The organism is Pseudomonas sp. TWR1-1-4, assembly GCF_049897165.1.
Classification (GTDB): domain Bacteria; phylum Pseudomonadota; class Gammaproteobacteria; order Pseudomonadales; family Pseudomonadaceae; genus Aquipseudomonas; species Aquipseudomonas canadensis.
On the sequence record NZ_JAFCVS010000005.1, the window covers coordinates 647920 to 673866 of the forward strand.

A 25947-nucleotide genomic window follows, 5' to 3' on the forward strand; every position below is an offset into this window, starting at 1 on the left:
AAGCTAGATGTCCCTCAGTCGCGTCTCGGTCACCGCGGTGCGCAATCTGCACCCGGTGACCTTCTCCCCCTCCCCCCGCATCAATATCCTCCACGGCGCCAACGGCAGTGGCAAAACCAGCGTGCTGGAAGCCATTCATCTGCTGGGCCTCGCCCGATCCTTTCGCAGCGCTCGCTTGTTACCAGTGATTCAGTACGAGCAATTGGCGTGCACCGTGTTTGGCCAAGTCGAACTCGCTGAAGGTGGGCATAGCAGCCTGGGGATATCCCGTGATCGCGGCGGAGAGTTCCAGATTCGCATTGACGGTCAAAATGCACGCAGTGCTGCGCAGTTGGCAGAGATCCTGCCGCTGCAATTGATCAACCCTGACAGTTTTCGTCTGCTGGAAGGTGCTCCAAAAATCCGCAGGCAATTCCTCGATTGGGGAGTGTTCCACGTGGAACCGCGTTTCATGGCCACTTGGCAGCGCCTGCAGAAGGCCCTGCGGCAGCGGAACTCATGGCTGCGGCATGGTACACTTGACGCCGCTTCTCAAGCGGCCTGGGACCGGGAGCTGTGCCTGGCCAGCGACGAAATAGATGAATACCGCCGTGCCTATATCAAAGCCTTGAAACCAGTCTTTGAACAGACCTTGAGTGAGTTGTTGGATCTTGAGGGGCTGACGCTGAGTTACTACCGTGGTTGGGATAAAGAACGTGAGCTGAGTGCTGTGCTCGCGGCGTCCTTGCAGCGGGATCAGCAAATTGGCCATACCCAGGCCGGCCCCCAACGGGCTGATTTGCGTCTTAGATTAGGCGCTCACAATGCTGCGGACATCTTGTCCCGTGGCCAGCAGAAGTTGGTGGTGTGTGCGCTGCGTATCGCCCAGGGCCATCTGGTTAGCCAGGCCCGACGCGGACAGTGTATTTATCTGGTGGATGACTTGCCGTCAGAACTCGACGAGCAACACCGCCGCGCGCTATGCCGCTTGTTGGAAGAATTACGCTGCCAGGTGTTTATCACCTGTGTAGACCACGAATTATTGAGGGAAGGCTGGCAGACGGAAACGCCAGTCGCTTTGTTCCACGTGGAACAAGGCCGTATCACCCAGACCCACGACCATCGGGAGTGAAGGCATGAGCGAAGAAAACACGTACGACTCGACCAGCATTAAAGTGCTGAAAGGTTTGGATGCCGTACGCAAACGTCCCGGTATGTACATTGGCGACACTGATGACGGTAGCGGTCTGCACCACATGGTGTTCGAGGTGGTCGACAACTCCATCGACGAAGCTCTGGCCGGTCACTGCGACGACATCAGCATCATCATCCACCCGGATGAGTCGATTACCGTGCGCGACAACGGTCGCGGTATTCCGGTAGACGTGCACAAAGAAGAAGGCGTTTCGGCAGCAGAGGTCATTATGACCGTGCTCCACGCCGGCGGTAAGTTCGACGACAACTCCTATAAAGTATCCGGCGGTTTGCACGGTGTGGGCGTTTCGGTAGTGAACGCACTGTCCGAAGAGCTGATCCTGACTGTTCGCCGCAGCGGCAAGATCTGGGAACAGACTTACGTTCACGGCGTCCCACAAGAGCCGATGAAAATCGTCGGCGACAGTGAAACCACCGGTACACAGATCCACTTCAAGCCATCGGCTGAAACCTTCAAGAATATCCACTTCAGCTGGGACATCCTGGCCAAGCGTATTCGTGAACTGTCCTTCTTGAACTCCGGTGTGGGCATCGTCCTCAAGGATGAGCGCAGCGGCAAGGAAGAGCTGTTCAAGTACGAAGGCGGCCTGCGTGCGTTCGTTGAATACCTGAACACCAACAAGACTGCGGTCAACCAGGTGTTCCACTTCAACATCCAGCGTGAAGACGGCATCGGTGTGGAAATCGCCCTGCAATGGAACGACAGCTTCAACGAGAACCTGTTGTGCTTCACCAACAACATTCCTCAGCGCGACGGCGGTACGCACCTGGTGGGTTTCCGTTCCGCACTGACGCGTAACCTGAACACTTATATCGAAGCCGAAGGCTTGGCCAAAAAGCACAAAGTCGCCACCACTGGTGACGATGCACGTGAAGGCCTGACCGCGATTATCTCGGTAAAAGTGCCGGATCCTAAGTTCAGCTCCCAGACCAAAGACAAGCTGGTGTCTTCCGAAGTGAAGACTGCCGTTGAACAGGAAATGGGCAAGTACTTCTCCGACTTCCTGCTGGAGAACCCGAACGAAGCCAAGCTGGTCGTAGGCAAGATGATCGACGCTGCGCGTGCCCGTGAAGCAGCGCGTAAAGCCCGTGAAATGACTCGCCGTAAAGGCGCGCTGGATATCGCCGGCTTGCCAGGCAAACTGGCTGACTGCCAGGAGAAGGACCCTGCCCTCTCCGAACTGTACCTGGTGGAAGGTGATTCTGCTGGCGGTTCCGCCAAGCAGGGTCGTAACCGTCGCACCCAGGCCATCCTGCCGTTGAAAGGTAAGATCCTCAACGTCGAGAAGGCTCGCTTCGACAAGATGATTTCTTCCCAGGAAGTTGGCACCTTGATCACGGCTTTGGGTTGCGGTATCGGTCGCGACGAGTACAACATCGACAAGCTGCGCTACCACAACATCATCATCATGACCGATGCTGACGTCGACGGTTCGCACATCCGTACCCTGCTGCTGACCTTCTTCTTCCGTCAGTTGCCGGAGCTGATCGAGCGTGGCTACATCTACATCGCTCAGCCGCCGTTGTACAAAGTGAAAAAGGGCAAGCAAGAGCAATACATCAAAGACGACGACGCCATGGAAGAGTACATGACGCAGTCGGCCCTTGAAGATGCCAGCCTGCACTTGAACGACGAAGCGCCCGGCATCTCCGGTGAGGCGCTGGAGCGTCTGGTTAACGACTTCCGCATGGTGATGAAGACCCTCAAGCGTCTGTCGCGCCTGTACCCTCAGGAGTTGACAGAGCATTTCATCTACCTGCCGGCCGTCAGCCTGGAACAGTTGGGCGATCACGCAGCGATGCAGGATTGGCTGGCTCAGTACGAAGTGCGCCTGCGTACTGTCGAGAAGTCTGGCCTTGTGTACAAAGCCAGTCTGCGTGAAGACCGTGAACGTAACGTGTGGCTGCCAGAGGTCGAACTGATCTCCCACGGCCTGTCGAACTATGTCACCTTCAACCGCGATTTCTTTGGCAGCAATGACTACAAGACCGTGGTGACCCTGGGCGCTCAACTGAGCACCTTGTTGGACGACGGCGCTTATATTCAGCGGGGCGAGCGCAAGAAGCAGGTCAAGGAATTCAAGGAAGCCCTTGACTGGCTGATGGCGGAAAGCACCAAGCGCCACACCATCCAGCGCTACAAAGGTCTGGGTGAAATGAACCCGGATCAGCTGTGGGAAACCACCATGGACCCGGCTCAGCGTCGCATGCTGCGCGTGACCATCGAAGACGCCATTGGCGCGGACCAGATCTTCAACACCCTGATGGGTGATGCGGTCGAGCCTCGTCGTGACTTCATCGAGAGTAATGCCTTGGCGGTTTCTAACCTGGACTTCTGATCCCGGTAAGCCCGTCATATTAAAAAGGCCAACGTTTAGACGTTGGCCTTTTTTATTGGGTAAAAATCACTGGTTTTGAAATGCTCCACGTGGAACATCAACGGATCAGGCTTGGGACGCGGCTGCGACACTCTCCAGGCGGTAGCCATACCCATAGATGGTCAGCAATTGCCAACCCCGATCCGCGGTCAGCCCGAGCTTGTTTCTTAGCCGATAGATATGCGTATCCAGCGGCCGCGAGGACACCATTTCTTCATGGGTCCAGAACCGCTCGTAGAGGTACTCGCGAGAAAGGGGGCGTGCCAGGTTGGCAAACAGGCAGCTAGCCAAACGGTACTCACGCTCCGTGAGGTTGATCGGTTTGCCCGCGCGGGTCACGGTCAATTCAGCATCATCAAAGGTCAAGTCATTGAAACTTTGCACCTCGTGGGTGGCAGACTTTTGCAGTCCATGCCGACGCAGAACCGCCGTGACCCGTGCTTTCAATTCATTAGGACGGAAAGGTTTGCTGACGTAATCATCGGCGCCACTGTTGAGCGCAGTGACGATGTCGCTCTCGGCATCACGGCTGGTGAGCATGATGACGGCGGGCGGCGACTCCATGTGTTCGCGGGTCCAGCGCAGCAACGCGATCCCGGTGATATCCGGCAATTGCCAGTCGAGTATCAGCAGGTCGAAGGTTTCCCGGCGCAGTTGGCGGAGCAGGTCTTCGCCACGTTCAAAGCAATGCAGGGACCAAGGCTGTTCTGCGGTACTGGGGATTTGTCGCAGTGTCTGTTCCACCCGGCGCAGTTCGGCGGGTTCGTCATCCAGTATTGCGACACGCATGGGTGGGTCCTTTCATTTGAAGAGTGCGGCAGCCGTCGGCCGGTTTTTGAATCTGAAGAATTGTGCGCAGATTCATCGACCCCTCGGATCTCTCTATACGCTGGGATCAATGAGCGGTTGACCCATTGAAAGTCCTCGATACCAATGAGGGAAAGATACCGGCTCCTGACCCTAAGGAAAAGGATCAGCCGACGCATGTGCTGCCGTAAACTCCTGTGCGCTGATGCCCTCTGGAAACCTGACTTTATGAGCGCCATGTTTGTTACTTCCAATTGCTTGCGCCGTGCCCTTCCCTCTCTGTTGATCATGGTGATTGGCTCGGCGGGCGCTGCTACAAAGGTTCGTGCAACTTACATCGACGATGACTTCCTGTGCCGAGCCCAGCCCCTGCCTGCCGTGGTCCAGCATCTCACCGGTGAGGCCTGGAAACTCGACATCCAGGGCAAGGTAACTCCCTTGCTGGAAGGCATGACCATTGATGAACGGGAAGGTGTGAAGACCTCGGCTTCGGCGTTCGTCAGCCTGTTGCTCGGTGATGGATCCCGCGTAGTGTTGCCCTCTGACTCCCAGGTGCGGTTGCGCGTGGAGAAGAAACTGTCGATTCCCCAGGTGGTGCTCGAACAAGGCCAGGCCGAGGCGTATGTGATCAAGCGCGCCAGCGATCATGATCGCTTCCAGATCGTGACGCCGGTAGGTGTGCTGGGCGTACGGGGCACGCACTTTCGAGTGCGCAATGACGCTGAGCGATCGCTGTTGGAAGTGTTGGACGGTCAGGTAGCCGCCAACCGAGAACGGACAGGCGAGATCAAAGTTGACGCCCGCCAAGGTCTGCTCTTCAAGAAACAGGGCGACCTCAATCCCGTGGAGCTGCTTCCCGCCCCTAAGCTCATGGGCCAAGACGGCCAAAAAGGCGACGCGCCGGTCTGGAGCTTGTACCTTCGGCCATTGCCCGGCGCCCAGCGCTACCGTGCCCAGGTCGCCACCGACAAAGCCTTTATGAACATCAAGCAGGAAAACTTTTCCAGCGCGCCGAAAATGAGCTTCACTGGGCTCAAAGCCTCGTTCTATCACGTGCGCTTGTCGGCTTACGACGAAAACGGCCTGGAGGGAGAAACCGGGGTCTATGACATCTTCTACTACCCGCCGACTGCCCAGGTACGTTGACCAATGATGCTCTGGGGCAAGGCCGAAAAACGACAACCCACCCATGCCCAGCGACTGTTCCACGGTCTGGTGCGCGAATGGTTGTGGATAGGCTTGCTGCTGCTGCCTATCACCGCCTACCTGTCGCTGAGCCCAGGCCTGGCTTTGAACAATCCTTTATACGACAGCCTGCGTCGCCTCGCACCGCTACCCGTCGATCCACGTATCCTGCTGGTTACGATCGATGATTCCAGCCTTAAAAAGCTCGGACGATGGCCTTGGCCACGCAGCCTGCACGCCGACCTGATCGACCGTCTGAGCGCCGCGCAACCGGCAGGCATTCTGTTCGATGTGATCTTCAGTGAGCCCGGTGACCCCACCCATGACAAACGCCTGGCCGAGTCGGTCTGCAACGCTGGCAATGTCTTGCTACCCCTGGTGCGTGAAGGTCCTGCGAACTACAGCCAACCGGACACGCAGATGATGCCCCTGCTTAAATGCGCCAAAGGTGTGGGCCATATCAATGTTGAAGCAGACACCGACGGCGTGGTCCGCAGCCTCTACCTGCGTGAAGGCCCGCCTGATGCCACGGCACCGCAGTTGGCCTGGTTGGCCTATGAGATGAGTGGCGAGTTGTCTGAAATGCCGGGCGAGCCTCTGCAATCGATTACTCAGCACTGGCACCGGGAACACGCTATCCGCATCCCGTTTATTGCACCTCATACCCATTTTCCCAGTGTGTCTTACGCCAGCGTACTGCGCGGTGAAGTCGCTCCCGAGCAACTACGTGGCCGTTTGATCTTGGTGGGGTCGACAGCCTCCGGGTTGGGCGATCGTTTCGTCACACCTCTGTCTTCGACGGTGGGGACTACGGCAGGCGTAGAGATCCAGGCCAACGTGCTGAATGGCTTGCTTCAAGGCCGCAGCATCGTTGATCTGCCAGGCTGGCTCGCGGCCTTGATGGCGACCTCGTTGGTCGCATTGCTATTGGGTCTGCTGCTCTATCGCCCGCGCTATGCGCTGTGGATGACGCTGGGTTGCATGGCCGTCGCATTAGTCAGTTCCCTGGCTCTATTGCGCCTGGGCCACTGGTGGTCGCCTGCGGCCTGTCTGATCGGTTTGTTGCTCAGTTACCTGATCTGGAACTGGCGCCGCCTCAGTGTGATCCTCGCCTATTTCGGCTGGGAACTGGCGCGGCTGGACAACGAACCCAAAGTCCTGCCTGAACGCCGCCGTGCGCCCGCCAGCAAAGGCGATGTGTTGCAGGCGCGGATCTTTGCCCTGGAACAAGCCGTGAGCCGCACACGCGACACACGGCGCTTCATGGCCGATGGCCTGGAGTGCCTGCCGGTGGCAACCCTGATTACCGACCCCAAGGGCAATATCCTGCTGGCCAACCGCATTGCCCGGGACGTGTTCGGCAACGATCTGGTCAACGAAAACCTGTTGGAGCAACTCGCCGACCTGGGCTACCCGCCGCTGCACAATGGCGTGCGCCCTGCCCTGTCGGCGCTGGAACTTGTGGAGTTTCGGGACATCCACCAACGCAGCCTGCGCATGGAGCTTGCGCCCTTGCTGCCGGCTGAAGGCGATGTCGCCCTTGGTTGGCTGCTGAGCCTGACGGATTTGAGTAAGGAGCGCGAAGCCCAGCAACACCGCGAGACCATGTTGCGGTTCCTCTCTCACGACCTGCGCGCGCCCCATTCAGCGATCCTTGCGCTGCTGGATGTGCATAACGGCGAGTCCCCGGTCTTCGCCCAGATCGAACAGCAGGTTCGCCGTGCCTTGGGCCTCACCGAATCCTTCGTGCAACTGGCGAAAGCCGAGGCTGACGGTTACCAATTCCAACCGACCCTGTTCGCCATGTTGGTCATGGATGCTTTTGACCAGGTGGCGTTGATTGCCCAGCTTAAAGGGATTCATTTGGTCCATGATTTGGATGAAGCGGATGAAGGTATGGTCTCTGCCGACCAATCACTGCTCACACGGGCTTTGTTCAACGTGCTGGAGAACGCGATCAAGTATTCGCCTTCCGGGACGACCGTGAGGTTGGGGCACAGTAGCGAGCAAGGCTGGTTGGAATGCCGTATCAGCGACCAGGGCCCGGGGATTGCCGCGGTGGACTTGCCGGAACTGTTCAGCCAATACCGTCGCTTCGATTCAGCCCAGGGCAGTGAAGGCCTGGGCCTGGGACTGACCATGGTCAAGGCTGTGGTGGAGCGTCACGGCGGGCGCATCAGTTGCGAAAGCGTGGTGGGCAAAGGCACCACATTCAGCCTTCAACTGCCGCTGTTGGAAGACTGAAAAACGTACTTTTCTGCTGTGCATAAAAAACCGGTCGCAAGGACCGGTTTTTTTAGGCGGAAAAAACTTATGCACCTTTTCCGTGATTTTATGAGCTTGGGAAATATGTAAGTAAATCAGCCTCTTAAAAGACAAAAAAGACGATTCGCCAACAAACCGTACACAGGTTATCCACAGATGATCAGATGACCGGCGTGTCGACTACAACCGGCACCGGCGGCAGCGATCCCATGGCCCGTTGCTGGGCTTCATTCCACGCTTGGGCGCGGTCATTCAGCGCGGCGATGGCGCGGGGTCCTTCACCTTCGGCGTACATCGGTTCACCGATCACCACGGTGATGGTGCCTTGGCGTTTAGCCCAGCCGGTCTTTGGCCAGAACTTGCCGGCGTTATGCGCAATCGGCAGTACCGGCAGATGGGCATTGACCGCCAAAGCCGTACCTCCGCGTGAGAACTTGCCTACCGTGCCGTAGGGCACACGTGTGCCTTCGGGGAAGATCAGCACCCAAACACCATCCTTGAGCAGCTCGTCACCCTTCTTGGCCACGTGCTTGAGCGCGGCCTTGGGGTTATCACGGTCGATGGCGATCGGACGCAGCATGGCCATGGCCCAGCCGAAGAACGGCACATACAGCAACTCACGCTTGAGCACTTGGCTCAACGGCGAGAAGTATGCCGACAGGAAGAACGTCTCCCAGGTGCTCTGGTGGTTCGACAGAATCACGCAGGGCTGGTCCGGGACGTTTTCCGCGCCCTTGACCTCGAAACGGATGTTCAGAAACACCTTGGACAGCCACAACGCGCAGCGGCACCAATAGACGTTGATAAAGCGATAGCGCGCCTTGAACGGCAGGAAGGGCGCAATAAAAAAGCTCAGGGTGCACCAGAGAAACGAACTGGTGCCCAGCAGCAGGTAAAAGAAAAAGGTTCTGATGGCCTGCAAAATCGACATGGCGGCATTTACCGTTGCGGGACACGGCCCGCCTGCTAAAAGCGCACTCCCGAGCAATCCTTGTTCAGGAAGTCGAGGGTGGCTAGTTGTTGATAAGTTCTGCGGCAACGGCCGCCAGATCGTCAAAAATCAAGGTGCCTACCGGCAGGTTATTCGCCTGGGTCTTTTCGCCTTTTCCGGTCTTAACCAAAACTGGCTGAGAGTCGACGGCTTTGGCCGCCTCCAGGTCACCGAGGCTGTCCCCGACGAACCATATCCCAGCCAAGGGCACCTTGTAATGTTCTGCAATGGTTTTCAACATGCCAGGCTTGGGTTTGCGGCAATCGCAGCCCTCATCCGGCCCGTGGGGGCAGTACACCACCAGCCCCACCTCACCGCCCTGCTCGGCCACCAACGCGCGCAGGCGTGCGTGCATGGCGTCCAGGGTGGCGATGTCGTAGTAACTACGGGCGATGCCAGACTGGTTGGTGGCGATGGCCACCGTCCAGCCGGCTTTGCTCAACTGCGCGATGGCCTCGATCGAGCCGGGCAGTGGAATCCACTCCGCCACCGACTTGATGTAAGCGTCGGAGTCATAATTGATCACCCCGTCCCGATCGAGAATCAGCAGTTTCAACATGGTCAGCTCAGCGTCGAAATGTCAGCGATATTGACGAACAAGCCACGCAGGCGCGCCAGCATGGCGTAGCGGTTTTTCCGCACGCCGGCATCGTCGGCATTGATCATCACGGCTTCGAAGAACGCATCCACCGGCTCACGCAAGGTGGCCAGGCGCGCCAGGGCTTCGGCGTAGTTGCGCTCTGCGATCAACGGTTTCACCGCGTTCTCCGCCTTGGCGATGGCCGAGTTCAGCGAGAACTCCTTGGCATCGGCAAACAGGCCAGGGTCGACTTCTGCGTTGCCCAGGCCTTCGGCCTTGCTCAGCAGGTTCGACACACGCTTGTTCACGGCGGCCAGGGCATCGGCTTCCGGCAGTTTGCGGAAGGCCTGCACGGCTTGTACGCGCTGGTCGAAGTCCAGCGCCGAACCCGGCTGCAGGGCACGTACCGACAGGTACACCGACACGTCCACGCCTTCGTCTTCGTAGCGCGCACGCAGGCGGTCGAACACGAACTCCAGCACTTGCTCGGCCAGGCCGGCTTGCTTGACCTTGGCGCCGAACTGGCCGACGGCGAACACCACGGCCTGGGTCAGGTCGAGGTCGAGCTTCTTGTCGATCAGGATGCGCAGCACGCCCAGGGCCGCACGGCGCAGGGCATACGGGTCTTTGCTGCCGGTTGGCAACATGCCGATACCGAAGATACCCACAAGGGTGTCCAGCTTGTCGGCGATCGCCACGGCTGCACCGGTCAGGGTGGTCGGCAGTTCAGCGCCGGCACCGCGTGGCATGTACTGCTCGTTCAGGGCCAGGGCGACATCTTGCGGCTCGCCGTCGTTGAGTGCGTAGTAGTAGCCGGCAACACCTTGCATCTCCGGGAACTCGCCGACCATCTCGGTGGCCAGGTCGCACTTGGACAGCAAGCCTGCACGCGCAGCCCAGGCGGAATCGCCGCCAATGCGTGGCGCAATGTAAGCGGCCAGCTTGGAGACTCGTACGGCCTTGTCGTAGACGCTGCCGAGTTTTTCCTGGAACACCACGTTTTGCAGGCGCAGGTTGAAGTCTTCGAGCTTTTGCTTCTTGTCTTGCTTGAAGAAGAACTCGGCGTCAGTCAGGCGCGGGCGAACGACTTTCTCGTTACCGGCGATGATCTGCTGCGGGTCCTTGCTTTCGATGTTGGCCACGGTGATAAAGCGCGGCAGCAACTTGCCATCCACATCCAGCAGGCAGAAATACTTCTGGTTGTCCTGCATGGTGGTGATCAGCGCTTCTTGCGGCACGTCGAGGAAACGTTCTTCGAACGAGCACACCAGCGGCACCGGCCATTCGACCAGCGCGGTTACTTCGTCGAGCAGGCTTGGCGGCACGATGGCGGTGCCTTCTTGCAGACGAGCCAGCTCTTCGGTGCGCTTGCTGATCAGCTCGCGACGCTCGTTGGCGTCGGCCAGCACGTAGGCGGCACGCAGGTCGGCGGCGTAGTTGGCCGGCGAGGTGATGCGTACAGCTTGCGGGTGATGGAAGCGGTGACCACGGGAATCACGACCGGACTTCTGGGCGAGAAGGGTGCAATCGATGACCTGGTCACCGAGCAGCATCACCAGCCATTGGGTCGGACGTACGAACTCTTCTTTACGTGCACCCCAGCGCATGCGCTTGGGGATCGGCAAATCATTCAACGAGTCTTCAACGATGGTCGGCAACAGGCTGGCAGTCGGCTTGCCGGTGATGACTTGGCTGAAACGCAGTTTCGGACCGCTCTGGTCGATTTCGCTCAGCTCGACGCCACACTTCTTGGCAAAACCCAGTGCAGCTTGAGTCGGGTTGCCTTCAGCATCGAAAGCCGCCTGGCGTGGCGGGCCGTCGAGGTTGATGCTGCGGTCCGGCTGCTGGGTTTCCAGCGCGGTCAGCAACACGGCCAGGCGACGTGGCGCGGCGTAGACTTTTTTCGCGGCGAATTTAAGGCCAGCGGTCTGCAGGCCTTTTTCGATACCGGCCAGGAACGCGTCTGCCAGGGTGTTCAGTGCCTTGGGTGGCAGCTCTTCTGTGCCCAGTTCAACCAGGAAATCTTGAGCACTCATTGTGCAGCCTCCAGCTTAGCCAACACTTCATCACGCAGGTCCGGGGTTGCCATCGGGAAGCCCAGCTTGGCGCGAGCCAGCAGGTAGGCTTGGGCGACGGAACGCGCCAGGGTGCGTACACGCAGGATGTATTGCTGGCGCGCGGTGACCGAGATGGCACGGCGGGCATCCAGCAGGTTGAAGGTATGGGAGGCCTTCAACACCATTTCATAGCTTGGCAACGGCAGCGGCTGGTCGAGTTCGATCAGGCGCTTGGCTTCGCTTTCATAGAAGTCGAACAGTTCGAACAGTTTGTCGACGTTGGCGTGTTCGAAGTTGTAGGTGGACTGCTCCACCTCGTTCTGGTGGAACACGTCGCCGTAGGTCACTTTGCCAAACGGGCCATCAGCCCACACCAGATCGTAGACCGAGTCCACGCCTTGCAGGTACATGGCCAGGCGCTCGAGACCGTAGGTGATTTCGCCGGTCACCGGGTAGCACTCGATGCCGCCCGCTTGCTGGAAGTAAGTGAACTGCGTCACTTCCATGCCATTGAGCCAGACTTCCCAGCCCAGGCCCCAGGCGCCCAGGGTCGGCGATTCCCAGTTGTCTTCGACAAAACGGATGTCGTGGACCAGTGGGTCCAGGCCGACATGTTTCAGCGAGCCCAGGTACAGTTCCTGGAAGTTATCCGGGTTCGGCTTCAGTACCACCTGGAACTGGTAGTAGTGCTGCAGACGGTTCGGGTTTTCGCCGTAGCGGCCGTCAGTCGGGCGACGACTGGGCTGCACATAAGCGGCGTTCCAGGTTTCCGGGCCAATGGCCCGCAGGAATGTAGCGGTGTGGAAAGTGCCGGCGCCTACTTCCATATCGTAGGGCTGAAGTACCACACAACCTTGCTCGGCCCAGTATTGCTGGAGGGCGAGGATCAAGTCTTGGAAGGTACGCACGGCTGGCGTAGGCTGGCTCACGAAATTCACCTGTTACTTGGGCTGCGATTTAAAGAGCGGGAGTATACCCGATTCGGCCGCGCCACCATCCCCTGGAGCCTTATGCCACGCTGCTTTTGGTGTTCTGAAGATCCGCTGTACATGGCTTATCACGATCAGGAGTGGGGAACGCCGCTGCGCGATGCGCAGGGTTTGTTCGAGTTGCTTTTGCTCGAAGGGTTCCAGGCGGGCCTTTCCTGGATCACCGTTTTACGCAAACGCGAGCATTATCGAAAGGTCTTGTTTGGTTTTGACGCGCAGCGATTGGCGCGGTTGACCGATGATGAGATCGAAGCGCTGATGCAGGATCCGGGCATTGTGCGCAATCGCCTGAAGCTCAACGCCACCCGTCGCAATGCCGCTGCCTGGCTGGCGTTGGAGGACCCGGTGGGGTTGCTCTGGTCCTTTGTTGGCGGCACCCCCAGGGTCAATCATTTCAAGGATCGCAGCGAAGTGCCGGCGATTACACCGCAGGCTGAAGCCATGAGCAAAGCCTTGAAGAAAGCCGGTTTCACTTTCGTCGGGCCAACCATTTGCTACGCGTTCATGCAGGCCTCGGGCATGGTCATGGACCACACTCAAGACTGCGACCGTTACGCGGACTTGGCCAACGCCGGTTAGAATGCCGGCTTTGCGCACCACACACGATCAGGAGTGACCTGTGGAAAAGTTTAAAGGCGCCTTGCTGGTAGGCGCTCTCCGGCTGTTTGCCCTACTGCCCTGGCGCGCTGTCCAGGCCGTCGGCACGGCCATTGGCTGGATCATGTGGAAAACCCCCAACCGCTCCCGCGACACGGTGCGGATCAACCTGTCCAAATGCTTCCCGGACATGAACCCAGCCGAGCGCGAAGCGCTGGTCGGGCGCAGCCTGATGGACATCGGCAAGTCCCTGACCGAAAGCGCCTGCGCCTGGATCTGGCCGGCCCAGCGCTCCATTGACCTGGTGCGTGAAGTCGAAGGCCTGGAAGTGCTGCACGAAGCCCTCGCCTCGGGCAAAGGCGTGGTCGGCATCACCAGCCACCTGGGCAACTGGGAAGTGCTGAACCACTTCTATTGCAGCCAATGCAAACCGATCATTTTCTACCGCCCACCCAAACTCAAGGCGGTGGACGAATTGCTGCGCAAGCAGCGCGTGCAACTGGGCAACCGCGTGGCCGCGTCGACCAAGGAAGGCATTCTCAGTGTGATCAAGGAAGTGCGCAAAGGCGGCCAGGTAGGTATCCCCGCCGACCCGGAGCCGGCCGAATCCGCCGGGATCTTCGTGCCATTCTTCGCCACCCAGGCGCTGACCAGCAAGTTCGTGCCGAACATGCTCGCCGGCCACAAGGCGGTAGGTGTGTTCCTGCATGCGCTGCGGCTGCCGGACGGTTCGGGTTACAAAGTGATCCTGGAGGCGGCGCCGGAAGACATGTACAGCACCGACACCGCCACGTCCTGCGCTGCGATGAGCAAGGTGGTGGAGCGGTATGTCGGCGCGTACCCGAGCCAGTACATGTGGAGCATGAAGCGCTTCAAGAAACGCCCGCCGGGCGAGGCGCGGTGGTACTGATACCGGCCTGACATTTGTAGTGAGCGAGCTTGCCTCGCGCGGGGCAAGCCCGCTCACTACAAAAGCACGCGTTTACACGCGGTCGAGTTTTTTCAGGAACACCGTCATCTCTTTTTCGGCCTGTTTGTCGCCATGGGCCTGGGCCGCTTCGATGCCCTTCTCCCACGCCAGCCGCGCCGCCGCACGCTCTTCCAAGCCCAACTGCGCCTTACCCAACAACTTCCACGCCGCCGAATACTTGGGGTCGAACTCCACGCATTTCTGCAAATGCTCCGCCGCCTTGGCGTTGTCCTTCAGGTCCAAATAACCCTTGCCCAAACCAAAGCGCAGCAGGGAGTTATCCACACCCTTGGCCAGCATTTTTTCCAGGGATTCAAGCATACAAAGGATCCTGTAGGAGCCGGCTTGCCGGCGATAGCGTCATCAGAAAAAACTCAACCCCACGTGGAACAGCTTCTCCACATCGCGGATATGTTTTTTATCCACCAGAAACAGAATCACATGGTCCCCGGTTTCGATCACCGTATCGTCGTGGGCAATGATCACCTCTTCATCACGAATAATCGCGCCAATGGTGGTGCCCGGCGGCAAGCCGATATCGCGGATGGCCTTGCCGATCACTTTGCTCGACTTCGAGTCGCCGTGGGCAATCGCCTCAATGGCTTCCGCCGCGCCCCGGCGCAGGGAGTGCACGCTGACGATATCGCCACGGCGCACGTGGGCCAGCAAGGTGCCGATGGTCGCCAACTGCGGGCTAATGGCGATGTCGATATCGCCGCCCTGGATCAGGTCCACGTAGGCGGGGTTGTTGATGATGGTCATCACTTTTTTCGCGCCCAGCCGCTTGGCCAGCAACGACGACATGATATTGGCTTCGTCATCGTTGGTCAGGGCCAGGAAGATATCTGCGTCGGCGATGTTCTCTTCCATCAGCAGGTCGCGGTCCGAGGCACTGCCTTGCAGTACGACGGTGCTGTCGAGGGTGTCGGACAAATGCCGGCAACGTGCCGGGCTCATCTCGATGATCTTCACCTGATAGCGGCTTTCGATGGCTTCGGCCAAACGCTCGCCGATCTGCCCACCGCCCGCGATGACGATGCGCTTATAGGTTTCATCGAGGCGGCGCATTTCGCTCATGACTGCACGAATATTCGCTTTGGCGGCGATGAAAAACACTTCGTCGTCGGCCTCGATCACGGTATCGCCCTGGGGCAGTATCGGGCGGTCGCGCCGGAAAATCGCGGCGACGCGGGTTTCCACACTGGGCATGTGCTCACGCAACTGACGCAGTTGCTGGCCCACCAGCGGGCCGCCGTAATAGGCCTTTACCGCGACCAGTTGCGCCTTGCCGCCGGCAAAGTCGATCACCTGCAAGGCGCCCGGAATTTCGATCAGGCGCTTGATGTAATGGGTGACCACTTGTTCCGGGCTGATCAGCACGTCGACGGGAATCGCGTCGTTGTCGAACAGACCTGCGCGGGTCAGGTAGGCCGCCTCGCGCACACGGGCGATCTTGGTCGGGGTGTGGAACAGGGTGTGGGCGACCTGGCAGGCGACCATGTTGGTTTCGTCGCTGTTGGTCACGGCGACGAGCATGTCGGCATCGTCGGCGCCGGCCTGGCGCAGCACGGTTGGAAACGACGCGCGGCCCTGCACCGTGCGGATGTCCAGGCGGTCGCCGAGGTTGCGCAGGCGCTCGGCATCAGTGTCGACCACGGTGATGTCGTTGGCTTCACTGGCCAAATGTTCGGCCAGCGTACCGCCGACCTGCCCTGCCCCAAGGATGATGATTTTCATCCGGTCACTCCCTTAAAACCATTCAGCCGCGCGCGGCGGCGATCTTGATCAGTTTGGCGTAGTAGAAGCCATCGTGTCCGCCCTCTTGCGCGAGCAACTGGCGGCCATGGGGCTGCTTGATGCCGGCCGTGGTGGCAAGGTCCAGCTCCCGGGCGCCGCTGGTGCGGGCGAGGAAGGCTTCGATCACCTCGGTGTTTTCCGTCGGCAAGGTGGAACAGGTGGCGTAGAGCAGGATGCCGCCGACTTCCAGGGTCGGCCACATCGCGTCGAGCAGCTCACCTTGCAGCACGGCCAGGGCGGCGATGTCGTCGGGTTGGCGGGTGAGCTTGATGTCCGGGTGGCGGCGGATCACGCCGGTGGCGGAACACGGTGCATCGAGCAGGATGCGTTGGAACGGCTTGCCGTCCCACCAGGTGGCGGTGTCACGGCCGTCGGCAGCGATCAGCTCGGCGCTGAGGCCCAGGCGCGCCAGGTTCTCGCGCACGCGCACCAGACGCTTGGCCTCCAGGTCGACAGCGACGACACCGGCCAGGTCTTTTTCAACTTCCAGGATGTGACACGTCTTACCGCCTGGCGCGCAGCAGGCGTCGAGCACGCGCTGGGCCGGCGCCAGGTCGAGCAGGTCGGCGGCCAGTTGCGCGGCTTCGTCCTGCACGCTGATCCAGCCCTCGGCAAAGCCCGGCAGGCTGCGCACGTCAGTGGCGGCTTCGAGCACGATGCCGTCGACGCTGTACACGCATGGCGTGGCGTTGATGCCGGCCTCGTTGAGCAATTGCAGGTAGGCGTCACGGCTGTGATGACGACGGTTGACCCGCAGGATCATCGGTGGGTGCGCATTGTTCGCCGCGCAAATGGCTTCCCACTGCTCAGGCCAGAACGCCTTCAGGGACTTTTGCAGCCAGCGCGGATGGGCGGTGCGCACCACCGGGTCATGTTCCAGCTCGGCCAGCAGCGCCTCGCTTTCGCGCTGGGCGCGGCGCAGCACGGCGTTGAGCAGGGCCTTGGCCCAGGGTTTTTTCAGCTTGTCGGCGCAACCGACCGTTTCGCCGATAGCGGCGTGGGCGGGCACGCGGGTGTAGAGCAGTTGATAGAGGCCCACCAGCAGCAGCGCCTCGACATCCGCATCGGCCGCCTTGAACGGCTTTTGCAGTAATTTGGTTGCCAGCGCCGACAAGCGTGGCTGCCAGCGCGCCGTGCCAAAGGCCAAATCCTGGGTGAACCCGCGATCACGGTCTTCGACCTTGTCCAGTTGGGTGGGCAACGAACTGTTCAGCGAAGCCTTGCCTTGGAGGACGGCGGCGAGAGCCTTGGCGGCGGCCAGACGTGGGTTCATTGGGCAGCCCCAAGGACGGTGCCCACGGCAAATTTCTCACGACGGCTGTTGAACAAATCGCTGAAATTAAGCGCCTTGCCCCCGGGCAATTGCAGACGGGTCAGGCACAGCGCCTTATCGCCGCAAGCGACCAACAGGCCGTCCTTGCTGGCGCCGATGATCTCACCGGGAGCGCCTTTGCCCTCGGCCAGGGTGGCGGCCAACACTTTCAAGGCTTCGCCGTTGAGGGTGCTGTGGCAGATCGGCCATGGGTTGAAGGCTCGCACCAGGCGCTCCAGCTCCACGGCCGGGCGGCTCCAGTCGATGCGCGCTTCGTCTTTGTTGAGTTTGTGGGCGTAGGTGGCGAGGTTGTCGTCCTGCACTTCGCCTTCCAGGGTGCCGGCGGCCAGGCCGGCGATGGCCTGGATCACAGCAGGTGGGCCCAGCTCGGCAAGGCGGTCGTGCAGGCTGCCTCCGGTGTCTTCGCCGGTGATCGGGGTGGTGACCTTGAGCAGCATGGGGCCGGTGTCCAGGCCGGCTTCCATGCGCATCACGGTCACACCACTTTCACTGTCACCGGCTTCTACGGCGCGCTGGATTGGCGCCGCACCGCGCCAGCGTGGCAGCAGCGAGGCATGGCTGTTGATGCAGCCCAGGCGTGGGATATCCAGCACCACTTGCGGCAGGATCAAGCCGTAGGCCACCACCACCAGCAGGTCCGGCTTCAGCGCGGCCAGTTCGGCCTGGGCCTCGGCGTTGCGCAGGGTCGGCGGTTGCAGCACGGGAATGTTGTGCGCCAGCGCCAGCTGCTTGACCGGGCTCGGCATCAGTTTTTGTCCACGACCGGCCGGGCGATCCGGCTGGGTGTACACCGCGACGATGTCATAAGGGCTGGCAAGCAGGGCCTTGAGGTGTTCGGCGGCAAATTCAGGCGTGCCGGCAAAAACAATGCGCAGTGGCTCGGTCATGGGAGGTCTCGGTTAAAAGCAGTCACAAAAGAAAAAGGCTTGCCGCAGCAAGCCTTTGGAAGGGGCATCAAGCTTGCTGGCGATGCTTTTTTTCCAGCTTCTTCTTGATCCGGTCGCGCTTGAGCGTGGACAGGTAATCGACAAACAGCTTGCCGTTGAGGTGGTCGCATTCGTGCTGGATGCACACCGCCAGCAGGCCTTCGGCAATCAGCTCAAATGGCTTGCCGTCGCGGTCCAGGGCCTTGATCTTCACGCGCAGCGGGCGTTCGACGTTCTCGTAGAACTCCGGCACGGAGAGGCAGCCTTCCTGGTATTCGCCCATCTCGTCGGTCAGCGGTTCGAACTCCGGGTTGATGTATACCATCGGTTCGCTGCGATCTTCCGACAGGTCCATGACCACGACGCGCTGATGCACGTTGACCTGGGTCGCGGCGAGGCCGATGCCCGGGGCTTCATACATTGTTTCAAACATGTCATCGACCAACTGACGAACCTTGTCGTCCACTACGGCCACCGGTTTGGCGATCGTGCGCAGGCGCGAGTCGGGGAATTCGAGGATGTTCAAAATAGCCATAAGCGTAATTGCTGCACATGTGAGGTAGAGGCAAATCGGCGTTGGGATGGACCCACACGACCGGTGTGAAACCCTTAAAAGCCGCGAAGGCCAGGGCATTTCACGCGAACGCACATAATAAAGGAGATTCACCCCATGAGGAAATCGCTACTCGTCTTGCTGCTGTGGTCCCCGTTTTCCATGGCCCTGCTGCCCCAGCCCATCCAGCGCCTGGAACAACCGACGCAACAGGCTATCCAGCGATTCCTGCTGCATAACCGCATCCTTGATACACCCCAGGACCTGGACAACGCGCCGTATATCGTCGCTGCCGAGGCTGGCCGCGTGCTCGGCGCCAATGGCGAGCGGGTGCATGCCAGGGGCAACCTGGACCCTTCCCAACCCCTTTACGGCATATTCCGAGGCGGCAAGGTCTACACCGACCCGCAGACCCGAGAGCTGCTGGGGATCAACGCCGACGACATTGGCACCGCCCGTTTTGTAACGGCTGGCGACCTCACCACCCTGGCCGTCCAACGTATTACCCAGGAGGTGCGACCCGGTGACCGTCTGTTGCGTGCACAACCTCCGGCCGATCCGGCAGCCTTTGCGGTCTTGCCAACCACGCCCTTTATCGAAGGGCAGATCATCGATATCCCCAAGGGCGTGACCCAGATCGGCGTGCTGGATGCCGTGACCCTGAACAAGGGTCGTCGTGACGGCCTGGTTGAAGGCCAACTGCTCAGCGTGATCAAGACCGGCGCCAAGGTTCGCGACAGCCTGACCGGCGCACCGACCAAACTGCCCGACGAACGCGCGGGCACCCTGCTGGTGTTTCGCACTTACGAAAAACTCAGTTACGGCTTGGTTCTCAATGCCTCACGACCCCTGGCAGTGATGGACCGTTTCGAGACTGCTCATCAAACGCAATAAATAGCCTGCTAAATAAGTTACCAACAGAGTTATCCACAGCTTGTTACGGTCAAGGATGATCAGATGTATCCGACAAACAACCACGAAATATCCCCGTCAGAACTGGAAGCTCGACTACGCTTGCACAGGCTGCCGGAACTGGGTCAGAAACGTTTTCGCTTATTGATCGAGGCCTTCGGCTCTGCCTCAAAAGCCATCAGCGCACCTGCCAGTGCCTGGCGTTCGCTGGGGTTGCCGGCCATCAGCGCTGATGCCCGGCGCAGTCATGAAATCCGCGACGGCGCCAGCGCGGCATTGGCCTGGCTGGCCCGCCCGGCCCAGCATTTGCTGATGTGGGACCAGCCTGACTACCCCGCACTGCTTGCCCAGATCGATGACGCGCCACCGTTGCTATTCGTCGCCGGTGACCCTGCGATCCTGGAAAAACCGCAACTCGCGATGGTGGGTAGTCGTCGTGCATCGCGTCCCGGCATGGACACGGCGGCAGCGTTTTCACGCAGTCTGGCGAGCGCCGGTTTTGTCATCACCAGTGGCCTTGCATTAGGCATTGACGGTGCAGCCCATCAGGCGGCATTGGACGTGGGTGGCCAGACAATCGGTGTGCTTGGCACCGGGCTGGAAAATTTTTATCCACAGCGCCACCGACGGCTGGCGGCGGCGATGATTGACCAAGGCAGCGCCGTGGTTTCCGAGTTTCCTCTGGACGCACCGCCCCAGGCGGGCAATTTTCCCCGCCGCAACCGGATCATCAGTGGCCTGTCCCTGGGTGTGTTGGTGGTGGAAGCCAGCATGGCCAGCGGTTCGCTGATCACGGCGAAGCTGGCGGCGGAGCAAGGGCGCGAGGTGTATGCGATCCCGGGTTCCATCCACCATCCCGGTGCAAAGGGATGCCACCAGTTGATCCGTGACGGCGCGGTTCTAGTGGAGACGATCGAGCACATCCTGGAAGGTTTACGTGGCTGGCAGGCATTGTCCCGCCCAGCGCCGATGCCGGTTGTGCATCCGCTGGTGGCGTTGCTGCACGCGGCGCCCCACACCAGCGAAGCCCTGGCGATTGCCAGTGGGCGATCGTTGTCCCAGGTGCTGGCAACCCTTACGGAGCTTGAGCTCGAAGGTCAGGTCATCTGCGAAAGCGGGCGCTGGCTTGCGCGCTGCTAGGTTTTGTAAAGAAGATCGGTAAACTGCGCAGAGCTTTAGTCTGGAGAGTGAACAATGGTCAACCGGTGGCGTGTGCTGGAAACCGCACGAGAAATTCGCGCAGGCGCGGTGATTGCCTATCCAACCGAAGCGGTTTGGGGCTTGGGCTGCGACCCGTGGAACGAAGAAGCAGTGGACCGTTTGCTCGCCATCAAGAACCGTTCGGTGGACAAGGGCCTGATCCTGGTGGCGGACAACATCCGTCAGTTCGACTTTCTGTTCGAAGATTTCCCGCAGGACTGGATCGACCGCATGGCCAGCACCTGGCCAGGGCCGAACACCTGGCTGGTGCCCCATCAGGACCTGTTGCCGGAGTGGGTGACGGGTGTGCACGACACCGTAGCGCTGCGGGTGACTGACCATCCGCTGGTGAGGGATTTGTGCTCGCTGGTAGGGCCGTTGATTTCTACTTCGGCCAACCCACAGGGTCGCCCGGCGGCGCGCACGCGGATTCGCGTGGAGCAATACTTCCGTGGCCAAGTGGACCTGGTATTGGGTGGCGCCCTGGGTGGGCGCAAGAACCCGAGCCTGATTCGCGATCTGGTGACGGGTGAGGTGGTGCGGCCTTCTTGAGACCTCGCCGGCAAGCCGGCTCCTACAGGGATTGTGTGCTTTCTGTAGGAGCCGGCTTGCCGGCGATAGCACCCTGAAGCCTTACGGCAACAGAATGGTCGACCCTGTCGTCCGCCGTCCCGATAACTCCGTCTGCGCTTTCGCCGCCTCCGCCAGCGCATACCGCTGGTTGATATCAATGCGCACCTTGCCGCTCTTGATCATCGAGAACAGGTCATCCGCCATCGCCTGCAGGTTTTGCGGGTTGTTGGCGTAGGTCGCCAGGGTTGGCCGGGTGACGTACAGCGAGCCCTTGGCCGACAGGATCCCCAGGTTCACCCCGTCCACCGCGCCTGACGCATTGCCAAAACTCACCACCAGCCCACGTGGCGCTACGCTGTCCAGCGAGGTCAGCCAGGTGTCCTTGCCGACGCCGTCGTACACCACTGGCACTTTTTTGCCGTCGGTCAATTCCAGCACGCGCTGTGCGACGTTTTCTTTGCTGTAGTCAATGGTTTCCCAGGCGCCGAGGGATTTGGCCAGGGCGGCTTTTTCCGGCGAGCTGACCGTGCCGATCAACTTAACGCCCAGCGCCTTGGCCCATTGGCAGGCCAGGGAGCCTACGCCGCCGGCCGCAGCGTGGAACAGGATGGTCTCACCGCCTTTCAATTCATAGGTCTGGCGCAGTAGGTACTGCACGGTCAGGCCCTTGAGCATGGCGCCGGCGGCTTGTTCGAAGCTGATGTCGTCCGGCAGATGTACCAGGTTGGCGGCGGGCAACACATGCAGTTGGCTGTAGGCGCCCAGCGGGCCGCTGCCGTAGGCCACGCGGTCACCGACTTTGAATTGAGTGACTTCACTGCCGACCGCGTCGACCACCCCGGCGCCTTCTGCGCCCAACCCCGATGGCAACGCGGGCGGCGCATACAGGCCGCTGCGGAAATAGGTGTCGATGAAGTTGAGGCCGATCGCCTCATTACGTACGCGAACCTGCTGCGGGCCGGGATCTGCCGGCGTGTAGTCCACATACTCAAGCACTTCGGGGCCGCCATGGGCGCTGAACTGGATACGTTTTGCCATCTGCCTTCTCCTTGGGTCGAATTCGCATAGCCCCCTATCCCACTCCTAAGCTTGATCTTCGTCAACTGCGGCGCAACCGGGTGCAGTGGTATCCTGTGCGCCCATTTGCCGCCGACGCCCAATGGCCTCGCGTAGCTTTGCCCGATTCAAGGTGATGCCATGACTACCCGCACCGAGGCTGTAAAGGCCTACCTGCTTGACCTGCAAGACCGCATTTGCAGCGCCCTGGAAACCTTTGAGACGGACACTCGCTTTATCGAAGACGCGTGGACCCGGCCTGCGGGCGGCGGCGGTCGCACCCGCGTGATCGAAAACGGTTCGGTGATCGAAAAAGGCGGCGTCAACTTTTCCCACGTGTTTGGCAGCGGTCTGCCACCGTCCGCCAGCGCGCATCGGCCTGAGCTGGCCGGCCGTGGCTTTGAGGCCTTGGGGGTGTCGCTGGTGATCCACCCGCACAACCCACACGTACCGACTTCCCACGCCAACGTGCGCTTTTTCATCGCTGAAAAAGAAGGCGAAGAGCCGGTGTGGTGGTTCGGCGGTGGTTTCGACCTCACGCCTTACTATGGCAACGACGAAGACTGCATCCACTGGCACCGCGTGGCCGAGCAGGCCTGTGCACCGTTCGGTCCAGACGTGTATTCGCGCTACAAAGCCTGGTGCGACACCTACTTCCACATCAAGCACCGCAACGAACCGCGCGGCATCGGTGGCCTGTTCTTCGATGATCTGAACGAATGGGACTTTGACACCTGCTTCGCCTTCATCCGCGCCATCGGTGACGCCTACATCGACGCCTACTTGCCGATCGTGCAGCGCCGCAAGGCCACCGCCTACACCGAGCAGCAGCGCAAATTCCAGGAATTCCGTCGCGGCCGCTACGTTGAATTCAACCTGGTCTACGACCGTGGCACCCTGTTCGGCCTGCAATCGGGCGGGCGCACCGAGTCGATCCTGATGTCGTTGCCGCCGCAAGTGCGCTGGAGCTACGACTGGAAAGCCGAGGCCGGCAGCGAAGAAGCGCGTCTCACCGACTACTTCCTGCAAGACCGTGACTGGCTGGGCCTGGCCGCGCCCAAGGCGGCTGTCTGATGGACCGCTATGTCGTGTTCGGCAACCCCATCGGCCACAGCAAGTCGCCGCTGATCCATCGCATGTTCGCCGAGCAGACCGGCGAGCAACTGGACTACAGCACCTTGCTGGCGCCCTTGGAAGATTTCACCGGCTGTGCCCGTGAGTTTTTCCAACAAGGCCGTGGTGCGAACGTCACCGTGCCGTTCAAGGAAGAGGCATACCGTTTGGCCAACACCTTGACCGAACGCGCCCAACGCGCGGGCGCGGTGAACACACTGAGCAAGCTGGCCGACGGCAGCCTATTGGGTGACAACACCGACGGCGCCGGCCTGGTGCGCGACCTCACGGTCAACGCCGGGTTGAGCCTGCAAGGCAAACGCATCCTGTTGTTGGGCGCCGGAGGCGCGGTGCGCGGCGCATTGGAACCGTTGCTGGCCGAACAGCCCGCTTCGCTGATCATCGCCAACCGAACCGTGGAAAAGGCCGAACTACTCGCCGAGTTGTTCGATGATCTTGGCCCGGTGTCCGCCAGTGGTTTCGACTGGCTTCGCGAGCCGGTGGACGTCATCATCAACGCCACTTCCGCCAGCCTGTCAGGCGATGTACCGCCGATTGCCGGCAGCCTGATCGAACCAGGCAAGACGTTTTGCTACGACATGATGTACGCCAAGGAGCCGACCGCGTTCTGCCGCTGGGCCAACGAACAAGGCGCAGCCGTGGCGATGGATGGCCTGGGCATGTTGGTGGAACAGGCGGCGGAAGCGTTCTTCCTGTGGCGCGGTGTGCGCCCGGAGTCAGCGCCGGTGTTGGCCGAGCTGCGCCGCCAGTTGGCCTGACATCGATCTGGCACGGGCACGGTCATTGTAGGAGCCGGCTTGCCGGCGATTGGCCCTCAAGACGTGTGCTGACCTCGCGGGCGCTATCGCCGGCAAGCCGGGCTCCTACAGGGGTGGGTTCAGTCTTCGAAATGGAGGGGGCACTTGTCGGCCCCCTCCAGCTTCTTAAGTTCTTCAACGACCTGTGCCCGCGCCCGACGCAACGTCAAGCTGCGCCCCAACCCGCGCAAGCGCCGCGCCTCCTGGTGCAGCATCTCCACCCCCGAATAGTCGATAAAGTTGATCTGCTGCGCCTCGATCACCACCCGTTCGCCCTGCAGGCTTTGCAGGCGCACTTGCAGGTAGTGGCTGGCGCCGAAAAAGATCGAACCGCCCACTCGCAGCACATCCTCATCACCATCGCGCCATTGCTGAACCCGTGGCTGCGACGTGCGCTTGAGGTAGAAAAACAGCGACGCCAGCACCCCGGCGTAAATCGCTGTTTGCAGCTCCAGCAGCAAGGTGGCGACGCAGGTCAGGCTCATCACCACGAACTCGGCACGACTGACGCGGAATAAAGCGCGAATACCGCGACGGTCCACCAGCCCCCAACTGATCAGCAAGATGCTCGCTGCCATGCTCGGGATCGGAATATGGGCGATCAATGCCGCGCCAAACAGCGCAAACAGTGCCACCCATAATGCGGAAAACACGCCCGCCAACGGCGAACAGGCGCCCGCCTCGTAGCTGAGACCAGAGCGTGTGAACGAACCGGCTGACAAATACCCGGAGAAAAATCCGCCAACGATGTTGGATAAGCCCTGCGCACGCACTTCCTGATTGGCGTCGAGCAATTGCTGCGAACGCGCCGACAGCGAGCGGGCAATCGACAGGCTGGTCACCAACCCCAGCATGCCCACCGCCACGGCGCTCGGCAGCAGGCGCAGGATCACGTCCAAGTCCATGGGCAACGGGCTGAACGGCGGCAGTTTACCGATAAACGAACTGACCAGCGCCACATGCCCGAACATCGCCGGCCACAGCCACGCCACCAGGCTGCCCAGCGCCAGGGCGATCAACAGGGTCGGCCAGCGCGGTACGAGGTACTTGAGCAGTGCGCCAACCAGCAAGGTACCGAGCCCGAGAGTGAGTGAGGCATGATCCCATTCGCCGCTATGGTGGATCAGTGCCAGCAGGCTATTGATCGCCGTGGCTTGGCTCGGCAAATCCAGCCCCAGCAGATTGGGCAGTTGCCCGAGCGCAATCACCACGGCGGCACCCAGGGTGAAACCGAGCACCACCGAATGGGAGACAAAATTCACCAGCGCGCCAAAACGCAGCATGCCCAGTAGCCACTGGAAAACCCCGGCGAGGAAGGTGAGCAACAGTATCAGGGTGATGTAGTCCTGTGAGCCCGGCACGGCCAGCGGGCTGACGCTGGCGTAGAGCACAATGGAAATCGCCGCCGTGGGGCCGCAGATCAGGTGCCAGGACGAACCCCAGAGGCAGGCGATCAGCACTGGGATGATCGCGGCGTATAGGCCGTATTCGGGTGGGAGACCGGCGATCAGCGCGTAGGCAATTGACTGTGGCAAGGCGAGAACCGCGCCACTGAGGCCCACCATCGCATCCCGGCCAACGCTGGCGCGGGTCTGGCGCGGGAGCCAGGCGAGGAAGGGGAAAAGTGTATGGCGGTTGGGCCGGGGCATCGGG

Annotated in this window: 23 protein-coding genes; 11 read left to right on the top strand and 12 right to left on the bottom strand. The window is 60.6% G+C overall.

The annotated features are described in order from the left end of the window. The first annotated feature begins 7 nt into the window (after positions 1-7). Both recF and gyrB read left to right on the top strand, forming a co-directional pair. Complete coding sequence (gene recF, locus ACP7C6_RS18760) at positions 8-1111, top strand: DNA replication/repair protein RecF (RefSeq protein WP_068937310.1); 1104 nt, start codon at positions 8-10, stop codon at positions 1109-1111. Between the two features lie 4 nt (positions 1112-1115). Further along, positions 1116-3533: a DNA topoisomerase (ATP-hydrolyzing) subunit B gene (gene gyrB / locus ACP7C6_RS18765; RefSeq protein WP_028618589.1), complete on the top strand. Its 2418-nt coding sequence runs from the start codon at positions 1116-1118 to the stop codon at positions 3531-3533. A gap of 105 nt (positions 3534-3638) precedes the next feature. Here gyrB and ACP7C6_RS18770 read toward each other — a convergent pair whose 3' ends face one another. After that, positions 3639-4361 carry a response regulator transcription factor gene (locus ACP7C6_RS18770; protein WP_028618590.1) on the bottom strand — a complete coding sequence of 241 codons (723 nt, stop codon included), beginning with the start codon at positions 4359-4361 and terminating at the stop codon, positions 3639-3641. Positions 4362-4607: 246 nt separating this feature from the next. On the opposite strand from ACP7C6_RS18770, the gene ACP7C6_RS18775 reads away from it, so the two are divergent. Both ACP7C6_RS18775 and ACP7C6_RS18780 read left to right on the top strand, forming a co-directional pair. After that, positions 4608-5525: a FecR family protein gene (locus ACP7C6_RS18775; protein WP_353632009.1), complete on the top strand. Its 918-nt coding sequence runs from the start codon at positions 4608-4610 to the stop codon at positions 5523-5525. 3 nt (positions 5526-5528) lie between these two features. Next, positions 5529-7808 (top strand): CHASE2 and HATPase_c domain-containing protein, encoded by a 2280-nt coding sequence (locus ACP7C6_RS18780; RefSeq protein WP_236317359.1) that lies wholly within the window; start codon positions 5529-5531, stop codon positions 7806-7808. Positions 7809-7989: 181 nt separating this feature from the next. Here the strand turns inward: ACP7C6_RS18780 and ACP7C6_RS18785 are convergent, their stop codons facing one another. The 4 genes from ACP7C6_RS18785 to glyQ form a co-directional block, all read right to left on the bottom strand. After that, the gene (locus ACP7C6_RS18785) at positions 7990-8760 is read right to left on the bottom strand and encodes a lysophospholipid acyltransferase family protein (RefSeq protein ID WP_426109094.1); all 771 of its coding nucleotides are present in this window, start codon (positions 8758-8760) and stop codon (positions 7990-7992) included. An 82-nt stretch (positions 8761-8842) separates the two neighbouring features. Beyond that, positions 8843-9379 (bottom strand): D-glycero-beta-D-manno-heptose 1,7-bisphosphate 7-phosphatase, encoded by a 537-nt coding sequence (gene gmhB, locus ACP7C6_RS18790; RefSeq protein ID WP_426109095.1) that lies wholly within the window; start codon positions 9377-9379, stop codon positions 8843-8845. A 2-nt stretch (positions 9380-9381) separates the two neighbouring features. Continuing rightward, on the bottom strand, positions 9382-11436 hold the full coding sequence (gene glyS / locus ACP7C6_RS18795) for a glycine--tRNA ligase subunit beta (RefSeq protein WP_068937314.1): 2055 nt from the start codon (positions 11434-11436) through the stop codon (positions 9382-9384). Further along, the gene (glyQ, locus tag ACP7C6_RS18800) at positions 11433-12386 is read right to left on the bottom strand and encodes a glycine--tRNA ligase subunit alpha (RefSeq protein WP_003187265.1); all 954 of its coding nucleotides are present in this window, start codon (positions 12384-12386) and stop codon (positions 11433-11435) included. The genes glyS and glyQ overlap by 4 nt, the downstream gene beginning before the upstream one ends. An 81-nt stretch (positions 12387-12467) precedes the next feature. On the opposite strand from glyQ, the gene ACP7C6_RS18805 reads away from it, so the two are divergent. Then, positions 12468-13025, top strand: a complete 558-nt coding sequence (locus tag ACP7C6_RS18805) for a DNA-3-methyladenine glycosylase I (protein ID WP_068937315.1) — start codon at positions 12468-12470, stop codon at positions 13023-13025. 40 nt (positions 13026-13065) lie between these two features. Then, positions 13066-13953 carry a lysophospholipid acyltransferase gene (locus ACP7C6_RS18810; protein ID WP_028618597.1) on the top strand — a complete coding sequence of 296 codons (888 nt, stop codon included), beginning with the start codon at positions 13066-13068 and terminating at the stop codon, positions 13951-13953. Between the two features lie 72 nt (positions 13954-14025). On the opposite strand, the gene ACP7C6_RS18815 is transcribed toward ACP7C6_RS18810, so the two are convergent. The 5 genes from ACP7C6_RS18815 to def form a co-directional block, all read right to left on the bottom strand. Further along, complete coding sequence (locus ACP7C6_RS18815) at positions 14026-14334, bottom strand: tetratricopeptide repeat protein (protein WP_426109096.1); 309 nt, start codon at positions 14332-14334, stop codon at positions 14026-14028. 42 nt (positions 14335-14376) lie between these two features. Next, a complete protein-coding gene (gene trkA / locus ACP7C6_RS18820; protein WP_028618599.1) occupies positions 14377-15750 on the bottom strand; it encodes a Trk system potassium transporter TrkA in 1374 nt (457 codons plus the stop codon). A gap of 22 nt (positions 15751-15772) precedes the next feature. Next, positions 15773-17083: a 16S rRNA (cytosine(967)-C(5))-methyltransferase RsmB gene (rsmB, locus tag ACP7C6_RS18825; protein ID WP_426109097.1), complete on the bottom strand. Its 1311-nt coding sequence runs from the start codon at positions 17081-17083 to the stop codon at positions 15773-15775. Next, positions 17080-18030: a methionyl-tRNA formyltransferase gene (gene fmt / locus ACP7C6_RS18830; RefSeq protein ID WP_028618601.1), complete on the bottom strand. Its 951-nt coding sequence runs from the start codon at positions 18028-18030 to the stop codon at positions 17080-17082. The genes rsmB and fmt overlap by 4 nt, the downstream gene beginning before the upstream one ends. Before the next feature lie 67 nt (positions 18031-18097). Further along, positions 18098-18604 (bottom strand): peptide deformylase, encoded by a 507-nt coding sequence (def, locus tag ACP7C6_RS18835; RefSeq protein WP_016978734.1) that lies wholly within the window; start codon positions 18602-18604, stop codon positions 18098-18100. Positions 18605-18739: 135 nt separating this feature from the next. On the opposite strand from def, the gene ACP7C6_RS18840 reads away from it, so the two are divergent. The 3 genes from ACP7C6_RS18840 to ACP7C6_RS18850 all read left to right on the top strand — a co-directional run bounded on the left by ACP7C6_RS18840 (position 18740) and on the right by ACP7C6_RS18850 (position 21286). Beyond that, entirely contained in the window at positions 18740-19516 is a 777-nt protein-coding gene (locus tag ACP7C6_RS18840; protein ID WP_122555062.1) for a peptidoglycan-binding protein, read from the top strand. 63 nt (positions 19517-19579) lie between these two features. Continuing rightward, positions 19580-20674, top strand: a complete 1095-nt coding sequence (gene dprA, locus ACP7C6_RS18845) for a DNA-processing protein DprA (RefSeq protein WP_068937319.1) — start codon at positions 19580-19582, stop codon at positions 20672-20674. 54 nt (positions 20675-20728) lie between these two features. Next, a complete protein-coding gene (locus tag ACP7C6_RS18850) occupies positions 20729-21286 on the top strand; it encodes an L-threonylcarbamoyladenylate synthase (RefSeq protein ID WP_003170728.1) in 558 nt (185 codons plus the stop codon). Positions 21287-21367: 81 nt separating this feature from the next. Here the strand turns inward: ACP7C6_RS18850 and ACP7C6_RS18855 are convergent, their stop codons facing one another. Next, positions 21368-22345 (bottom strand): NADPH:quinone reductase, encoded by a 978-nt coding sequence (locus ACP7C6_RS18855; RefSeq protein ID WP_068937320.1) that lies wholly within the window; start codon positions 22343-22345, stop codon positions 21368-21370. 159 nt (positions 22346-22504) lie between these two features. Here ACP7C6_RS18855 and hemF point away from each other — a divergent pair, with 159 nt between their 5' ends. Together hemF and aroE are read left to right on the top strand one after the other, a co-directional pair. Continuing rightward, positions 22505-23437, top strand: coding sequence for an oxygen-dependent coproporphyrinogen oxidase (hemF, locus tag ACP7C6_RS18860; RefSeq protein ID WP_426109098.1), 933 nt, complete (start codon positions 22505-22507; stop codon positions 23435-23437). Beyond that, complete coding sequence (gene aroE / locus ACP7C6_RS18865) at positions 23437-24255, top strand: shikimate dehydrogenase (protein ID WP_122686976.1); 819 nt, start codon at positions 23437-23439, stop codon at positions 24253-24255. Before hemF ends, aroE begins: the two co-directional genes overlap by 1 nt. A 119-nt stretch (positions 24256-24374) precedes the next feature. Here the strand turns inward: aroE and ACP7C6_RS18870 are convergent, their stop codons facing one another. Beyond that, positions 24375-25943: a SulP family inorganic anion transporter gene (locus ACP7C6_RS18870; RefSeq protein WP_028618607.1), complete on the bottom strand. Its 1569-nt coding sequence runs from the start codon at positions 25941-25943 to the stop codon at positions 24375-24377. Positions 25944-25947: the final 4 nt, after the last annotated feature.

Bases quoted from the DNA above. Each gene is read 5' to 3' on its own strand.
- recF (WP_068937310.1), top strand. From the start codon at position 8: ATGTCCCTCAGTCGCGTCTCGGTCACCGCGGTGCGCAATCTGCACCCG.
- gyrB (WP_028618589.1), top strand. From the start codon at position 1,116: ATGAGCGAAGAAAACACGTACGACTCGACCAGCATTAAAGTGCTGAAA.
- ACP7C6_RS18770 (WP_028618590.1), bottom strand. From the start codon at position 4,361: ATGCGTGTCGCAATACTGGATGACGAACCCGCCGAACTGCGCCGGGTG.
- ACP7C6_RS18775 (WP_353632009.1), top strand. From the start codon at position 4,608: ATGAGCGCCATGTTTGTTACTTCCAATTGCTTGCGCCGTGCCCTTCCC.
- ACP7C6_RS18780 (WP_236317359.1), top strand. From the start codon at position 5,529: ATGATGCTCTGGGGCAAGGCCGAAAAACGACAACCCACCCATGCCCAG.
- ACP7C6_RS18785 (WP_426109094.1), bottom strand. From the start codon at position 8,760: ATGTCGATTTTGCAGGCCATCAGAACCTTTTTCTTTTACCTGCTGCTG.
- gmhB (WP_426109095.1), bottom strand. From the start codon at position 9,379: ATGTTGAAACTGCTGATTCTCGATCGGGACGGGGTGATCAATTATGAC.
- glyS (WP_068937314.1), bottom strand. From the start codon at position 11,436: ATGAGTGCTCAAGATTTCCTGGTTGAACTGGGCACAGAAGAGCTGCCA.
- ACP7C6_RS18805 (WP_068937315.1), top strand. From the start codon at position 12,468: ATGCCACGCTGCTTTTGGTGTTCTGAAGATCCGCTGTACATGGCTTAT.
- ACP7C6_RS18815 (WP_426109096.1), bottom strand. From the start codon at position 14,334: ATGCTTGAATCCCTGGAAAAAATGCTGGCCAAGGGTGTGGATAACTCC.
- trkA (WP_028618599.1), bottom strand. From the start codon at position 15,750: ATGAAAATCATCATCCTTGGGGCAGGGCAGGTCGGCGGTACGCTGGCC.
- rsmB (WP_426109097.1), bottom strand. From the start codon at position 17,083: ATGAACCCACGTCTGGCCGCCGCCAAGGCTCTCGCCGCCGTCCTCCAA.
- fmt (WP_028618601.1), bottom strand. From the start codon at position 18,030: ATGACCGAGCCACTGCGCATTGTTTTTGCCGGCACGCCTGAATTTGCC.
- def (WP_016978734.1), bottom strand. From the start codon at position 18,604: ATGGCTATTTTGAACATCCTCGAATTCCCCGACTCGCGCCTGCGCACG.
- ACP7C6_RS18840 (WP_122555062.1), top strand. From the start codon at position 18,740: ATGAGGAAATCGCTACTCGTCTTGCTGCTGTGGTCCCCGTTTTCCATG.
- dprA (WP_068937319.1), top strand. From the start codon at position 19,580: ATGTATCCGACAAACAACCACGAAATATCCCCGTCAGAACTGGAAGCT.
- ACP7C6_RS18850 (WP_003170728.1), top strand. From the start codon at position 20,729: ATGGTCAACCGGTGGCGTGTGCTGGAAACCGCACGAGAAATTCGCGCA.
- ACP7C6_RS18855 (WP_068937320.1), bottom strand. From the start codon at position 22,345: ATGGCAAAACGTATCCAGTTCAGCGCCCATGGCGGCCCCGAAGTGCTT.
- hemF (WP_426109098.1), top strand. From the start codon at position 22,505: ATGACTACCCGCACCGAGGCTGTAAAGGCCTACCTGCTTGACCTGCAA.
- aroE (WP_122686976.1), top strand. From the start codon at position 23,437: ATGGACCGCTATGTCGTGTTCGGCAACCCCATCGGCCACAGCAAGTCG.
- ACP7C6_RS18870 (WP_028618607.1), bottom strand. From the start codon at position 25,943: ATGCCCCGGCCCAACCGCCATACACTTTTCCCCTTCCTCGCCTGGCTC.